The organism is Caproiciproducens galactitolivorans (assembly GCF_029266045.1).
In the GTDB taxonomy this organism is placed as follows: Bacteria; Bacillota; Clostridia; order Oscillospirales; family Acutalibacteraceae; genus Caproiciproducens; species Caproiciproducens galactitolivorans.
In genome coordinates this window covers 108,928-124,793 of record NZ_JAJUFJ010000008.1, presented here as the reverse complement: position 1 = coordinate 124,793, position 15,866 = coordinate 108,928, and the positions used below count along the sequence as shown (strand labels likewise).

Here is a 15,866-nt window from a genome sequence, read left to right as displayed (position 1 = left end):
ATGAAATTGAACGTTATTTTCTTCGCCTAAAACGTTTTCGAAGAATTTTTACGCGTTATGATAAACTTGATATTATGTTCTGTGGTTTCATCTATTTCGCTATGATTATAGATGCAATTTTTTGTGTTAACAGACTCTAATATTTTTCTGATGATAAAATCTATCATAGTTTCCACCGTCAAAGTTTTTATCGATGCAAGGATCCAACATCGGGAAAAGGCAGGCGGCGGAATTTTCAGAATCAAAAGGAGGTGTACTTGGAAGGTGAAAACAGTAGCGATTGCTGGCACATTCGACAGCAAGGGGAAAGAATTTCTTTTCCTCAAGGAGTTGTTTGAGGAAATCGGATTGAAAACATTAACGATCCATACAGGAACCTTCAGTCCGTTGTTTTCCCCAGACGTCTCCAACAATGAAATAGCGGCTGAGGCCGGCGAAAATCTGTCCAAAATCGTTGCATCTAAAGACCGTGCTAGAGCCACCGCGGCGATGTCCCTTGGTGTGGAGAAGATCATCCCCCGCCTTTACAATGAAGGGAAATTTGACGGAATCATCTCTCTTGGCGGTTCGGGGGGCACTTCAATCATTACTCCCGCAATGCGTGCTCTGCCCATAGGAGTGCCGAAGATTGTTGTCTCCACTATGGCTTCGGGAAATACAGAGCAATATGTGGGCACGAGTGATGTGATCCTTATTCCCTCTATCGTTGACGTGGCGGGGCTTAACCTGATTTCTACCAGAATTTTCAGTAATGCCGTATTTGCCATGGCCGGGATGCTGGAGCATAAGTTGACAAAAAAAATCGAACAGAAGCCGCTGATTGCGGCGTCCATGTTTGGCGTCACTACCCCCTGCATTGACCAGGCAAAAAGTTACCTTGAATCCAAAGGTTATGAGGTCTTGGTGTTTCATGCGACCGGAACCGGTGGGCGAACCATGGAATTGCTCATTCAAAACGGATATTTCAAAGGTGTGTTGGATTTGACCACCACAGAGTGGTGCGATGAGCTTTTCGGAGGCGTTTTAAACGCTGGGCCTCACCGCAATGAAGCTGCAGGTTTCTGTGGAATACCCCAGGTTGTTTCGGTGGGCGCCTGCGATATGGTCAACTTCGGCCCTTGGGATACTGTGCCAAAACAGCATCGGAAAAGAAATCTCTACCGGCACAATCCAACCGTTACCCTGATGCGTACGACCGTACCGGAGAACGAGGCGATCGGCAAGAAGCTGGCGGAAAAATTGAATATGGCCAAAGGAAAGACTGCCCTTTTTCTCCCCTTGAAAGGCGTTTCCATGATCGATGCCGAGGGACAACCCTTTTATGGCCCTAAGGAGGACAAAGCGCTGTTTGATGCCCTGAGGCAGAACCTAAACCGCCAAGTCGTCCAACTCTATGAAATGGACTGTCATATTAATGACAGGGAATTCGCCCTTGCTGCTGCTAAGAAGCTCATCGAAATGATGGAGACATGAAGGAGGCGGATTAGTTTGAAAATTACGAAACTCGACTTCTCCGTTGCCGTTCTTGCAGGTCTCTCCTGCTTCTTTATGGTTATTCCGGTGGTCAAGTTCCCCGTTTGGGGACTGTTTATAGGTTGGGCATGGTACTTTGCTGAAGGAGCGAAGCCCGCCGCCTTTAAGCGCGCAATACCCCCAATGCTGTTCGGGTATGCGATGGCCGCAATTTCCGCAATCGTTTTCGATGCCGCCGGGTCAAATATCTGGGTGCTTGCCGCCGTTGTGTGTGTAACCGTATTCGGCATCATGTTGTCCTGCAAGGGTAATCTCTTCTCCATGTCGCTGGCATCCTTTAATGCCTTTTCCTGTCTGTTCGCCGGTTACTACGCCGGAAATTTTCCTGCCGTCATTCATGATGGAGGTTGGGCAGATTGGAAGAACGTCATGCTGGCAGCACTATGGCTCGCCTTTTCAAATGTAGTTGGTTTGTGCTTCGGTTGGCTTAGCATCAGGCTGGGCACAAAAATCGGCAGCAGGCAAGAAACCTAAAAAAATTTAAAGAAACCTAATAAACTTATCGTATGGGAGGAATAACATCATGCTATATAAATCCAGGGAAGAAATCATTGCTGACTTCAAGGCACAGATCGCTGCGGGTAAGATTCTGGTTGGCGTTGGGGCGGGCACCGGCATTACCGCAAAATGCTCCGAAAAAGCCAACGTCGATATGCTGATTATTTATAATTCCGGTCGTTACCGCATGGCGGGTCGCGGTTCTCTGGCCGGGCTGATGGCTTATGGGGACGCGAACCAGATCGTTGTTGAAATGGGGCATGAGGTATTGCCGATTGTTAAAAAGACTCCAGTACTGGCAGGCGTCTGCGGTACCGATCCTTTCCGCGTTATGGAGATCTATCTGAAAGAGCTGAAAGCACAGGGCTTCAACGGTGTGCAGAACTTCCCCACGGTAGGCCTTATTGACGGAGTTTTCCGCCAAAACCTGGAGGAGACCGGCATGGGTTATGGACTTGAGGTTGACATGATTCACAAGGCCCATGAGCTTGATATGCTCACCTGTCCCTACGTCTTTGATCCCAAGCAGGCTGTTGATATGGCGGAAGCCGGAGCAGACATTCTGGTCGCTCATATGGGCCTCACCACCAAAGGTTCAATCGGTGCAAACACGGCTAAGAATTTGGATGATTGCATCCCCCTTATCAAGAGCATTATTGACGCCGGACGTAAAGTCAATCCTAATATCATGGTCATCTGCCACGGTGGACCCATCGCTGATCCTGAGGATGCCGCTTACATTATCAAGAACATTCCTGAGATCGATGGTTTCTTTGGTGCTTCCTCAATTGAACGTTTGGCTTCTGAACGCGGCATGACCGCTCAGGCGGCCGCATTCAAGGCTATCAAAAAGTAAATAAGGACATCAAACGGTTCCGTTCATTCTCTAAACTTAACAATGGACATAGGCTTATAGTCATGCCCCCGGCAAGCCGAGGGGCATGACTATAATGTGACCCTGAAGCAGAGCAATCTGTTTCGGGGTATTATTGTGTGATTCTGTAGGAGGATAATGATTATAATAGGTTGTCAAACTGTTGTGCAAAATATTTGGATGGAATGGTTTACTTGTTCCACTTTGAGTTGATGATCTTGAGAATTAGTATAAAGATGATGGTACGAAATAATCTCTGTAATCTTGCTTTCTCGTCTTTGCCATTGACTACCGCACAGGGTTTATCATTTCTGCAAGAATATCGCAACTTTCGTCCGGGTCGTCCTTGCACAGTTCCGAAAGCGTCATGTCTTTAATAGGCTCAGCTATGGAGCAACACGTCATAGATATGCTTTTCAATCAGGCCTTTCAGTTGAAATTGGTTATTTCTAGTAATATAATTTTTGTAAAAGTCGGTAGCAACTACAGACTTTTGAGTTGATCAAGATGAAATATCATGTTCGTGATGTTGCTCGGATCCTTGGAATAACACCCGGGGCATTGCACTTTTTTGAAAAACAAAATATCATAAACACAAAAAAGGAGCGCAATGGATACCGTTACTATGACGAAGAGAATGTATTTTGTTTATTATCTTACTTCAAATATCATTCTATTGGTATGCCGTTTAAGGATATAGGAAAGCACTTCGGCGGGCAAGAGAAACCGTAATTTGGTAATTAAACGCGTTCGCCGGTGCCGACAAATCTGCTTCTTTATTATGAACATCTTCGGCAGCTAATAGACGATTATCTGAGCATATATGATAAAATCCCTGCCCTGTTAAGAGAATTATGGAGTTACCGGTTATAGCAACGGAACACTCGCGGTTAATGTAAATGGTGAAGTGAGAGAACTGGAATGTGACAGCGTAATTCTGTCGATTGGGTACAAACCTGAGAATTCGCTGTTTCAGGAGCTAAAATTTGATGAACCTGAAGTTTATTTCCGTAACTTTGGGGTGCGGATCGAAACGGGGGGAACCGGCGGCAAAGCCGGAGTGGCATACATGTCCCCCAAACGCGTTTTCATGGACTGAGCGGACTGGGAAAATCGTTCGATTTGTGCTAATATTGAAATGGATAGGATTCCCTTGGCGTCTTTTTGCCCGTCGGCGATCGGGCGGGAAGGCGAAGCGGAATCAAGCTAGGAAGGAAAGGCCTGATGAGAAAATGGAAGCGATTAAATTAACACCGGCCTGCAAGGACTACCTTTGGGGTGGGAACAGGCTGAAAAATGAATTCGGAAAGCAGAGCGAGCAGGATATCATCGCGGAAACATGGGAGCTGTCCTGCCATCCGGACGGATCCAGCACGATTGCGGAAGGGAAAGAAAAGGGCAAAACACTCGCCCGCTATCTTGAAGAACAGGGGAAAGCCCTGCTCGGGAAAAACTGCGAAGCGTTTGAAGATTTCCCCATTCTGATCAAACTGATTGACGCGAAGGAAAACCTTTCGGTTCAGGTGCACCCGGACAACGGCTATGCCGCGCAGGTTGAACATCAGCAGGGGAAAACGGAAATGTGGTATGTGGTCGACTGCGAACCGGGAGCGGCGCTGTACTACGGCCTGAACCGTGAAGTCACAAAGCAAGAATTTCAAAAGCACATGGAGGACGGAACCCTTCTGGAGGTGCTCAACCGGGTGAAAGTCCATCCGGGGGACGTTTTTTTCATTGAGGCGGGTACCATCCACGCGATCGGTGCGGGAATCCTGATTGCGGAGATTCAGCAGAATTCGAATGTAACCTACCGCGTTTACGATTACGACCGCACCGATGCGCAGGGCAACAAGCGCCCGCTGCATATACAAAAAGCGCTCGATGTGGCGGCGCTGAAGCCCGCCCCGGTGCGGAAGTGGGAGAAGCATCTGGCAAGCTGCCGGTATTTTACAGTAGATAAAATCGAAACCAATACGGCTGTCGCGATTGATTCGGACGAAAAGAGTTTTCACCATCTTCTGTGCCTGGACGGGATCGGAAAGGTTGAATGGAAGGACGGCAAGCTGGAATTTCAAAAAGGCGACAGCGTCTTTTTGCCTGCCGGTTTGGGAGCCTGTAAGGTAAGCGGAAATTTCCAGGCTCTGCACACATGGATTCCCGCCCCTCCATCCTACCGGATTGGTATCGACCTTGGAGGAACCAATATTGCGGTGGGAATTGTGGATGAAAACCTTCAGCTCGTGGCAAAGCATTCCGTACCGACACAGGCGGAACGCCCGTATCAGCAGATTGTTGAGGATATGGCGAAAGCAGTGTTCACCGCGATGAAGGAAGCGGGCGTTTCGCTGGAACAGTGCACGTCCGTTGGCATTGGAAGCCCGGGGATTTGCGATTCAGAAACCGGAACGGTCATTTATACGAATAATATCAAATGGGAGAATGTCCCCTTAACGGCGGAATTGCAGAAATGGATTCCTCTCCCGTGCTATCTCAGCAACGATGCGAACTGCGCTGCGCTGGGGGAAGTGGCGGCGGGAGCTGCGAAGGGTTGTAAAAACGCCGTGCTTCTCACCCTCGGCACCGGCGTCGGCGGGGGCATCATACTGGATGGGAAGATTTTTGCAGGCTGCCATTCCGCCGGCGCGGAGCTTGGCCACACCGTTTTGGTGAAGGACGGGGAGCCCTGCACCTGTGGGCGGCGTGGATGCCTGGAAGTGTATGCGTCCGCAAGCGCGTTGATACGGCAGGCGAAGCGCGCCGCGGAAAAGAACCCAGATTCCTTGCTCTGGAAGCTGTGCGGCGGCGATCTGGAGCGGATGGACGCGCGGATCCCGTTTGAAGCGGAAAGGCAGGGTGACGAAACAGCGAAACAGGTTGTGAAGGAATATGTCGCTTGCCTGAGCGAGGGAGTCATAAATTTCGTCAATATTTTCCGACCGGAATATGTGATTCTTGGCGGCGGTGTCTGCAACGAGGGTGCGCGCCTGCTTGACCCGATTAACGACTGTGTCCGCCGCCTCTGCTTTGGCAGCGATAAGGTTGAACCGCCGAAAGTCGTGCGCGCCAAGCTTGGAAACGATGCGGGAATCATCGGCGCCGCGGTTTTAAAATAATGCCGCAGGCTAGTAAATGTGAATAGAACAAATAAAAGCTCCCGTAAGACCGCAAAGCGGATTCTTACGGGAGCTTTTCTGTGGAAAAGGAATTTACATCTGTTCGTATTTTTCTCTCAGAAAGCGGGCAAGGGTGTCAATTCCGGCTGCCTTTTCGTTCTTTTTCAAGCTTACCTCAAAGACAGGCGCTTCCGAAACGGCTCGCAGACCCTTTACAAAATTGTCGCTGTCAAAGCCGACCGCTTCTTTCAGGTCGCATTTTGTCAATGCAACCACGTCAACATAGCTGAACATCGGGACATACTTAAACGGCTTGTCGTCGCCCTCCGGCACGCTGGCGGCCAGCAGGCGCACAGATTCGCCAAGGTCAAATTCCGCAGGGCAGATGAGGTTTCCCACGTTTTCAATAAAGACAATGCCGTCGTGCATGTCGATTTGATCGGCACCGTCCCGAATAACGCGCGCGTCCAGATGGCATTCCCCGCAGGTATTGATCTGGGAAGAACGCAGTCCCTGTTTCTCCAGATTTTCTGCGTCAATGGATGAGGAAATGTCCCCCTCGATCACGCCGACGGGAATATCCTTCAGCTCTTTGGCGATGGCGGAAATCAACGTGGTCTTTCCCGCGCCGGGAGCACCCATCAGGTTTACGGCAAGGAGATGCCGCTGTTTAAAATATTTCCGATTTTCTTCCGCCAGCTTTTCGTTGCCTTCGAGCAATTCTTTCATGATAATAACTTCCATTTTTCTTCACCTTTCCATCATTATTAACCTTATAAATCAGCATTTACTGTCCGTCAAAGGATAAAATATAAAATTCCCGGCCGGTTCCCTTGATCAAAATGGAATCGCCGCCGCAATCCGGACACTGAAAATCCCTTGTGTGAGGAAATTTTTTCCCGCAGCTTTGGCAGCGAAGCATGGCGGGCCTGTGCTCAAAAACCAGATCTGCGCCCTCACAGGGATGCCCTTTGGCTGCGGCTTCGAAGTACATTTGAACCGATTCATCAATAATGGAAGATAGCTCTCCGATGACCAAAGAAATTTTATTAATTTTTTTAATTTTATTTTTCTCCGCTTCTTCGTCCATTACGCGGATAATATCAAGAACTACGGGCAGTTCATGCATTTTTCAGCCCTCCAAGCCGGGATAGGAGTATCCCTTTTTCGCCTTCTTCAGGATATGAAAAGCCATGAAGTCAATACTCTCGCAGAGTAAACCTTCATGGCTTTCCTTACGGTTTGATAGAACCGGATTCCGTCTTAACGCTTTGCTTCAGGTTTTCATAACCGGAGCACCAATTGATCATACCACACAAAACCGCATACTGTCAATTGGCGGCGGATATTTTCCTTGTGTTTTTATAGGGCTGGTGCAGGGGCGAAATTCTCATTATTCTTCACCGCGATATAACAGAGCCGGTTCGGCTTCTGGCCCGGCAGCGTACTGTATACGGCAGTCATTGTGCCGGGAGCGCCGATGGCGGTGACGCTGAGATAATATTTATCGCCTTTGCGCTTTACCGAGCTTCGGAAGGCGTTCGCGTTACCAATCGTAAAGGCCGGGGCCGCGCCGACGGTTACGATAATCCCGAAGGTATAGGTTTTTCCGCTTTGGATACCCGTCGGGAAAACCGTATCGGAAATGACCGGATACGGATTCGTAGCGGCGTTCGGTAGGAGCACGTAATCAGAGTACTGTGCAGTAGAAAACGTTATATACCCGAATGTATCCACCGAATATTCGCTTTTTCGCATTTGCTCAAGCGATTTTTCCGTCGGGTTTAGGGAATACAGGAATACCTTTGCGTTCGCGGCGCAGCCCTCCTGATCGCCTACGTAAACCTTCACGCTGGCGGTACCGGGCAGCAGGCCGCTACCGGAAAATTTTAAAAGAACGCCGGAAGCCTTTTTGTCCTGCGTGTTTGCTTCCACGATCGGCCGGACAGCGGCGTCGTTCGCAGCCGGGACGGTATGCAGGGAAAGGTTCACATCATTGACGGGAGCGATGGAATTCTTTAAGCCTGCGCCGGAAAAGATCCAGGTGTAGGCTTCCCTGCCGGTTTCCGAATTCACAACGGAAACCGTAAGGTCCTTCTGCCCGTTCTTTGCCGCCTGTAAAACGGCTTGACTTAGGGTGATTTCCAGCTTTGCGTTTGGATTGGTGTTGTTCGCGACGGCTTCTGGTGCCAGTACCGTTAGGGCTGCCGCTTTTATCCCGTCGTTTTTCAACTGTTCCAGAATGGATGCAGCCGGCAGGGCGATTTTTATTCCCTCTGGCTTTTCCGCTGTTGCGGACGCAAGAATAGCGGCGATATCCGCCTGAACGGTGGTGGTAATCGTTGCTTTTTCACCGGCTATAGCCGGTGCCTCATCGGGCTGAAGAATGATTTCTTTGGGGGCGGTTGATGAACCCGGGCTTTTTACCGTATTGCCGGAACTGCCCTTTTCCGCAAGCATTACGGTGATTTGCGGTAGCTCCGCATTGCCGGACAGCGTATAATTGCCCTGTGGCAGCTTTGCGGTAAAGAGATAGGTTCCTGCGGTATTCGGGTCATATTGCGGGCTGGAAGTCCAGGTAATTCCCGCGATTGTGCCCTTTTTCCCGTTGATGGTAGCCGTAAGCGATGTCGGAAGCTTTAGCTTTTCCAGTGCAGTTCCGTACGCGGCGGTTTGGTTTTTTACGGCAGGATGCAGTTCGGCAAACGAAGAAATTTCGATTTCATAAGGGATAACGTCCGTCATATCGTAAAGGGAATGGCCGCCCAGCCGGTTGTAAGCCGCTAGGGCATATGCGCACTGGTCGGTGGCCATGGCGTCCGCTTTTGCGTTCAGTATGTGGCTGAAGCCTTTTTCCGGAATATAGAATCTTGACAGAGCGGAAAGCAGCCAGCTTCCGTCCGATTTAATAAAGCGGGAATCGCTTTTTGGATCTATGCCAAGCTCAGTTAAAGCGACGATGACCTGCGCCGTGCTTTCGGCGTTGAGCGTGCCCCAGCTTTGGTAGCCGCCGTCGTTCCGCTGCAGCCGGGAAAGGGTGTTAAGACCTCTCTCAATGGCTTCGGCAACGTCGGACTGCTGTTTGTATTTCGATAGTGCCTGCAGCGCCATGGCTGTGATGTCCGGGTCGGGAGTAGAACCGGAAAGCGCCCATCCGCCGCCGGGAATCTCTTTGGAAAGAATATATTCCACCATTTTCTCCCGCGAATTCTGTGCTTTCCCCTTCTCCGCCTCTGGCATGTCGTAATTGGCGGTGTCAAGGGCAATCAAAGCGAAAATAGGACCGTTGATGCCCTGGTATTTTACTTTGTCAAAATCGGCAAGCGGACGAATCAGGTTGTAGCTGCCCACGTTTCTGGGGTCCCGGCCAATGGCGGTAAGGCCAATAATTGCACGGGAATACTCGGTGTATTTACTGCTGGAAAGATTTCCCTCCTTTTTCTTAACATAGTTTACGACATTCTGATAGTACGTGTTGTAATAGTTCTTCGGAACCTGCGCACCAGAGCGGGCCAGCGCCAAAACTGTCCATTCCCCGGCGAAGGTGCCGAAGGAAGCGGACGGAACCGTTTTTAAAAGCACTTTGGAAACATCTTGGCTCATATCCTCCGCAGATACCTTCAGCGCTTTTGGCGTGCCGCCGTTCCCGAGCGGATGTTCGTCAACGCTTACGGTGATAACCGGGGCGGATGTGCCTTTCAAAACGTATTTTTCCGGAAGCTCCGCCCGGAAGGAATAGGTGCCGGCGGCCGTTGGGGAATAATCCGGCGTGGAATTCCACGAAACGCCGTCGACGATCGCAGATTTTCCGTTTACGGTTGCAGCAAGGGATGGGGGCAGTTTTAGCGCGTGCAAAGCGGTTCCAAACCGCACTTTCTGTACCCTTATGGAAGGCGCCAGCGATTGAAAGGAAGAAACCTCCTTCTTCGAGAAGTAGTCGGCATAGAGTCCCGACAGCGCTTCCGCCGCAGCGTCGGTGTCCATTTGAGAGGCCTCCATGTTTTCGGCGGTTTTCAGCGCGGCATCGTAAATCGCCCGGCCGCTTTGTATAATTTTGTCCTTGTATTTGGAACTGTTGATTTTGGCAAGCTGAGCGGTCAGCCGGTCTTTATTCGCAACCTTGACCATGGGTTCCCCCATAAAGGCGGTGCCAAGGTCGCTCCCATAGCCGTGCAGCGTAAACTGCCACCGGATAACGTCCCCGTCCTGGGGCTGGTAATCGGAACAGCCGTACGGCATACAGCGGTTATTGACAAAGTACATCCATCCGGACATAAAGCCATAATCAAACTCGCCAAGCCAGTCCGGATCGCCTTTTCCCTCGTTTTCCGTATTAGACGGCCCGCCGTTGTCTGTTATGTACTTCGGAATATGCAGGGGGTGCGGGCCGTCTTTTATCTTGGAAAGATAAAACCCGCTTTCGATTTCTCCCGTATGCCTGTAATTCCCTTCACCCAGTAGGCGTGTTAGGATGGCCGCGCCGTTGTCACCGTTGTAAAAGGGAACCACAGCCGGCTCAACCAGATAGCCCTGTCCCAATGTGAATTTTTCTACGTCAATGATGATGTGCCCCTCCGGCACGGGGCCGGATTCCTTTATACCGGTTATACCGGAATCCTTTTTACCCGAATCCATTACACCTGAATCAGAAACCGGGCTTCTGAACAAAGCCGGATGCACGCCGGCGGTTGCGGTAAAGCTTGCAAGCGCCAAAGAAAGCGCAAGGACAAGGCCTACCGCAGACCGGAACAATCTTTTCATGAAAAGTCCTCCTTTTTTTCTGTATATGGATGCGCCCTTTTGGAAACGCGGATTTGCAAATTGAGTTCGCTAGGAATCTTTGAGCAGTTCACTTTCGTTAATCAGGCCGTACTTTACTCGGATCCTTGTGATTTTTGCAATCATGGGTTCTTCTATAAAAAACAGGAACAGTACGGTTGACGCGGCGTGAACCAGATCGAATGGGATGCCGGAAAGATAGGCTGCAAGGAGAAGGTCCTTGTTGATCGTAGACGAAAACATCAGGACGGAGTCGAAGTTCATCAGCCCGCCGTAAATCAGAAAAGTGGACAATCCGCCGAAAACGCAGAGATCCAGCTTGCGAAGCTTTAAAATACCTTTCCGGTGAAGGACCCCCGCCCAAAAGCCGATGATCCCGAAGCTGAACATCTGCCACGGCGTCCATGGCCCCTGCCCGTAAAAAAAGTTGGAAACAAAGCCCGAAAGCGCGCCGACCAGAAAGCCGGATTCCGGCCCCAGGCAGACGGCGGAAATGATCACGATGGCGGCGACCGGCTTAAAATGGGGAAGCATGAAAAACGCTGCCCTTCCGATTACCGCAATGGCGGAAAGAGAACAGACCAGGATAATTTCACGCGCCCTCGGCCCCCGTTGCTCGAAAACAAGGAGGAAGGGCAGCATGGTGTAAATCAGGATGGCAATGCTGATAAAGTAGTACTTCCGATCGTGAAGGAACACCACGCCGAATGCGATAGTGAGCGGAATGGCAATCAGAATCAGGACGGAAGAAAGAATCAGCCTCTTATCAAATTTTCTCTGCATAATGCAATCACTTCCTCATAGGTGAGACAGTTTGGAAAGATATCCCGTACAATTCGGTTTAAAGGGGTGGTGTAGAAACGGTTTCCGGTAAAAAACTGTCGAACGGTATTTTCCGCGATAATCTCACCGTTAAACATCAGCGCGCAGACATCCGAACAGCCCGCGCAGAAATCAAGGTCGTGGGAGACCAGCACAATGGTTTTGCCCTGTGCTTTCAAAGCTTTCAACCATTGGGACAGCTTCTGTTTAAAGACCGAATCGATTCCTTTGGTCGGCTCGTCCAAAAGGAGAATCCGCGGGTTTGTCAGCATAACCTTGGCCATTGCCGCGCATTGCTGTTCGCCGCCGCTCAGATCAAACGGGTGGCGCGCCAGTAAAGGTCCCAGATGAAAGAATTCCGACACGTTTTTTATCTGCGCTTCGGCACTTTCCCGGTCGGGAGAAATCCGCGCCGCGAGCTCTTCCAAATCTAGGCGGACGGTTTTGCGCCGGAACAGGTTTTGTGGCACCTGCGGGAGGTAGCCAAACAGATCCCTGTACCGTTCTTCCGGCTTTATTTTAAACAAATCCTGCCCAAACAGCTTCACTTTGCCCCGGTACGGCGCATAGACTCCGCCGATCAGGGAAAGGAGGGTGGATTTTCCTACGCCGTTTCCGCCGACAATGCTGTACACAGTCCCCTGCCGGATTTGAAGCGACACGCCTTTTACAATGTCCCTTTCTTTTTTGTCGTATCGGAACCAGACATCGCTCAGGGTGACTGCAGGAGCGCCGTCAGGAAGGGGCTGCTTTTGCTCCGGCTTCGTTTCCGGTTCCGCTTGGGGCCGGACAGTTGCTTCCAGCCATTGTTTGGCTTCCTTCACATTGACCGGCGATTCGCCGCTGCAAAACGCGGTAAAGATTTTCACACAGTCGGGGAGCGCCGCCGCCATATCGCTGTTTATTCTGTTCATTTCCCTTCCGATTTCGCGGGGTTTTGTATCCAGTACGAGCCTGCCCCCGTCCATAAAAAGGACGCGGGAGCAGACCGGGAGGACTTCTTCCAGATGGTGTTCTGAAATCAGAATGGTAACGTCCAGCTCTTCGTTGATTTTCCGGAGCATCTGAACAAAATTGGCGGTCGCAATCGGGTCTAGCTGCGAGGTGGGCTCGTCCAGCAGAAGCACCTGCGGTTGCATCACCATAACCGAGGCAAGGTTCAAAATCTGCCGCTGCCCGCCGGACAGCTCGGTAACGGGTTTATAAAACCAGTCTTGTATTCCAAAAAAAGAAGCCATTTCGGCAACCCGTAAACGGATGGTTTTACTGTCGCAGCCCAGGCTTTCTAGCCCGAACGCGAGCTCGTGCCATACCTTGTCGGTTACGATCTGGTTGTCCGGATTCTGGGAAACAAAGCCGATGGCGGTGCTTTGCTCCCGGTGGGAAAGGCTGGTGATGTCCCTTCCGCAGAATTCGATGCTGCCTTTGCGCTTGCCAAACGGCGCGATGACCGGCTTTAACTGTTTCAGAAACGTGCTTTTGCCGCAGCCCGATCGGCCGAACAGTAAGATAAAGTCCCCTTTTTGCACGGACAGGTTCATATCGGAAAGCCCCGTGCCGTTTGTATTCGGATAGGAAAAGCTCAATTCGGTGATTTTAATTTGTTCCATACAATGTTTTCTCTCCTATTCACGATGATGGGAAGCAGGCAGAACAGGGCGTACGCAAGATAAAACGCGGCGCTTTTGCCTTCCGGCCATGCGATACGGATGGCCGGAAAGTAAACCGATTCAAACTTTCCCAGCCCAAGCCCCAAAAGAAGGGCAAAGAGCAGTGTGGCTTCCGTGGCCAAAAGGGTTTTGTCCCTACGCTTCCACGAAAAGACGGAAAACGAGGTTCTTCCTTTCAGCCCGAATCCTCTTGCCTTCATGGAATCCGCCGTTTCAATCGCGTTTTCCAAAGCCCACGTGATTAAAATTGAAAGAATCTGGATGCCGTTCTTTACGCGTTGCAGAAGATTCCCGTGGGAAGCGTCCATTCCGATGCAGAGCTGCGCGTTCGCTATTTTTTTGATTTGCGCCTTATATCTTGGCACAAACCGCAGGGTCATGGAAAACATCAGGGATAAAACGGGAATCAGCCTGCCAAACAGATACATTAGCTTATCGCTCGTCAAGATTTTGTTGAAGCAGGAAAAGGCGATGATTACCGTAATGAAAGCGCCGCCGGAAACAATGCCGAATGCAATCGATTCCAGCGTGACGGGATTCTCGTTCAGATAGAACAGGATGGTCACGCCGGCGTGGCTGAACAGCGGGTTGATCAGGGATACGATGACCGTGACAGGAAGCATGCAGAAAATGTTGAACCGGATGGCTTTCTGTCCGTTAAGCTGTACGGAATACAGAAATACGGAGCAGAAGGAAATGGCCAGCAGGACGGGATGTAGGAAGAACATGGTGAAAAAGAGTACAACACAGAAATACAGGAATAAGATGACCGGATGATAGCTTGAAAACGCATCCGGACTATTTTTTTGAAACATCCCAGTCACAGCCCACATCCCTTCCTAAATCACAGGTAAACCGCCAGTCCACAACGTCCCCGTCTTTTAATAGATAGCGGCTGCAGCCGTAATTCGGGTACCAGCCGTTTACCTTGTACATCCATCCGCTCAGCTCGCCGCAGTCAAATTCATAAAGATTGTGGATTCCCTCGATATAGTTGGAATTGTACATCGGGGTCGCCCGGTATTCCATCTGGATGGATTCTTTTTTCGTTTCCCGCAGCAGAATATCAAATACCGATTCACCTTCGTAAAAAAGGGCTCTCCGCGGTTTCATAATGATTCCGTCGGGCGGCATGACCGATTGCTTTTCCTTGTTCAGGCGATCCATGTTGTTCAGAATGGTTTTGCAGTCGATCGAAAGCGTGCAGTAGTATGCCTTTTTCGTGTTTTTCTTAACATCCTGCGGTTCAACCGGCTTTGGCTTTCCGGGCGGAGTGGGGTCTGTCAAATACCGGTCTTTTCCGGATGCTTTTGAAGAAGCATTCCCGCCGGAAGGGGAACCTGTTTTGCTTTTGGCTTTCCCGGAAGCGCCGCCCTTGTTTTGGGCGGGCGCGCCGGATACCGCCGCTTTTTGCTCCGCTTCGGAGGAGCCTGTGCCCTCTGGGCTTTGGTTGGCCGCCGCGGAAGCCGGATCGCCCGTCTTATCGGACGGGCTGGAAACAACCTGCGCGGCATCCTCATGGAATGAGGAATCGACCGCGGCAAGGTACAGGTCGTCCATGGTGCTGTCCATCGGGAGCAACACAGAAGAAGTCTTGTCGTTATTCAGCGGCGATTCCCGTAGCATTTGGATTGCGTCTGCGGTTTTCCGGTAAATGCGTACCTTTTGCACGCCCCATAATGTTGGAAAATCAATTTTCAGCGAGGTTTTTGCCTGTATCAGATTCTGCTCATGAAAATGCAGTTTCACCCGGTTTGAAGAAACCACCGCGCTGCCCAAATCGCTTCCAGCGTCCGAAATATCGACTTTCAGGTTCTGCGCGGCGGGTGAAGAAATGGATGCGCCGTCAAAGAACCAGGAATACGAAATCTCTCCGCTTTTCCCTTGGAACGTGAGAATCCGCGCGTCTTTTTTTGCGCTTTCAAAGACCGATTCCTTTATAATGCCGTCGCCGGGCAAGGCGGACGTGTTGGAAACGGAGCTGACGGAACAGCCGAAAAACAGTACTGCGGCCGTTGAAACGGCGAGGAACGCCGCCAGCATTTTTTTTAGTGTCCTCATAAATCCCCCTCCAAACTGCCGAATGTTTTCCATGGCAGTAAGCAAAAACCATTATATAAAAAGAACTGACACTTTTCATAAGCGTCAGTTCAATTCATAAAAACAAGCAGGTATGCCTGCGCGCATATCTGCAAACTATGAAAATCCCCTTTTCTTACCAAAAGTTGCTTTTCAAAGATTCCGGCAGGTCTCCCGACTTCAGATTATCCCGGAGTTTACCCTTCTCATGCAAAAGCACAATGGTTATGTAAACCCAGTCCCCGTTCACGGTAGAGTAAGCTGTTAGAGATTTTCACTCTATTCCCTTTTGATTCATGTGAAATGAAACCGAAATCAATATTCAGTTTTGTGATCAACAAGTGTTTTTTCTGATTTTATTATTATAGCATATTCCGAGAGATTTTCCACAATAAATTGCCGGGGAATGCAATCAATTTATTGTAAGGGAGCCTTCGGCCGCTTTATCGGACAGGCCTACCTTAATGGAAAGGGTATGCTCCGAAGGATACGCTAGAA

Annotated in this window: 12 protein-coding genes and 1 riboswitch; of the genes, 5 read left to right on the top strand and 7 right to left on the bottom strand. The window is 50.2% G+C overall.

Going from position 1 to position 15,866, the window contains the following annotated elements; translation table 11 throughout:
• The first annotated feature begins 264 nt into the window (after positions 1–264).
• From P9B68_RS07640 to P9B68_RS07620, 5 genes are all read left to right on the top strand, one after another.
• On the top strand, positions 265–1,473 hold the full coding sequence (locus tag P9B68_RS07640) for a Tm-1-like ATP-binding domain-containing protein (RefSeq protein WP_277668803.1): 1,209 nt from the start codon (positions 265–267) through the stop codon (positions 1,471–1,473).
• Positions 1,474–1,488: 15 nt separating this feature from the next.
• Positions 1,489–2,007, top strand: a complete 519-nt coding sequence (locus P9B68_RS07635; RefSeq protein ID WP_135660162.1) for a DUF1097 domain-containing protein — start codon at positions 1,489–1,491, stop codon at positions 2,005–2,007.
• A 49-nt stretch (positions 2,008–2,056) separates the two neighbouring features.
• Positions 2,057–2,887 (top strand): phosphoenolpyruvate hydrolase family protein, encoded by an 831-nt coding sequence (locus tag P9B68_RS07630; protein ID WP_277668802.1) that lies wholly within the window; start codon positions 2,057–2,059, stop codon positions 2,885–2,887.
• A 525-nt stretch (positions 2,888–3,412) separates the two neighbouring features.
• Positions 3,413–3,637, top strand: a complete 225-nt coding sequence (locus P9B68_RS07625; RefSeq protein ID WP_135660166.1) for a MerR family transcriptional regulator — start codon at positions 3,413–3,415, stop codon at positions 3,635–3,637.
• A gap of 500 nt (positions 3,638–4,137) precedes the next feature.
• Positions 4,138–6,018 (top strand): type I phosphomannose isomerase catalytic subunit, encoded by a 1,881-nt coding sequence (locus P9B68_RS07620; protein WP_277668801.1) that lies wholly within the window; start codon positions 4,138–4,140, stop codon positions 6,016–6,018.
• A 93-nt stretch (positions 6,019–6,111) separates the two neighbouring features.
• Here P9B68_RS07620 and hypB read toward each other — a convergent pair whose 3' ends face one another.
• The 7 genes from hypB to P9B68_RS07585 all read right to left on the bottom strand — a co-directional run bounded on the left by hypB (position 6,112) and on the right by P9B68_RS07585 (position 15,350).
• On the bottom strand, positions 6,112–6,762 hold the full coding sequence (gene hypB, locus P9B68_RS07615; protein WP_135660171.1) for a hydrogenase nickel incorporation protein HypB: 651 nt from the start codon (positions 6,760–6,762) through the stop codon (positions 6,112–6,114).
• 43 nt (positions 6,763–6,805) lie between these two features.
• The gene (locus tag P9B68_RS07610) at positions 6,806–7,147 is read right to left on the bottom strand and encodes a hydrogenase maturation nickel metallochaperone HypA/HybF (protein WP_277668800.1); all 342 of its coding nucleotides are present in this window, start codon (positions 7,145–7,147) and stop codon (positions 6,806–6,808) included.
• A gap of 233 nt (positions 7,148–7,380) precedes the next feature.
• Entirely contained in the window at positions 7,381–10,779 is a 3,399-nt protein-coding gene (locus P9B68_RS07605) for a DUF4430 domain-containing protein (protein WP_277668799.1), read from the bottom strand.
• Between the two features lie 69 nt (positions 10,780–10,848).
• On the bottom strand, positions 10,849–11,580 hold the full coding sequence (locus P9B68_RS07600; RefSeq protein ID WP_277668798.1) for an ECF transporter S component: 732 nt from the start codon (positions 11,578–11,580) through the stop codon (positions 10,849–10,851).
• Positions 11,553–13,229: an ABC transporter ATP-binding protein gene (locus tag P9B68_RS07595; protein ID WP_277668797.1), complete on the bottom strand. Its 1,677-nt coding sequence runs from the start codon at positions 13,227–13,229 to the stop codon at positions 11,553–11,555. The genes P9B68_RS07600 and P9B68_RS07595 overlap by 28 nt, the downstream gene beginning before the upstream one ends.
• The gene (locus P9B68_RS07590; RefSeq protein WP_277668796.1) at positions 13,202–14,104 is read right to left on the bottom strand and encodes an energy-coupling factor transporter transmembrane component T; all 903 of its coding nucleotides are present in this window, start codon (positions 14,102–14,104) and stop codon (positions 13,202–13,204) included. The genes P9B68_RS07595 and P9B68_RS07590 overlap by 28 nt, the downstream gene beginning before the upstream one ends.
• A complete protein-coding gene (locus tag P9B68_RS07585; RefSeq protein WP_277668795.1) occupies positions 14,088–15,350 on the bottom strand; it encodes a DUF4430 domain-containing protein in 1,263 nt (420 codons plus the stop codon). The genes P9B68_RS07590 and P9B68_RS07585 overlap by 17 nt, the downstream gene beginning before the upstream one ends.
• Positions 15,351–15,515: 165 nt before the next feature.
• A riboswitch (cobalamin riboswitch) is annotated at positions 15,516–15,697 on the bottom strand.
• Positions 15,698–15,866: the final 169 nt, after the last annotated feature.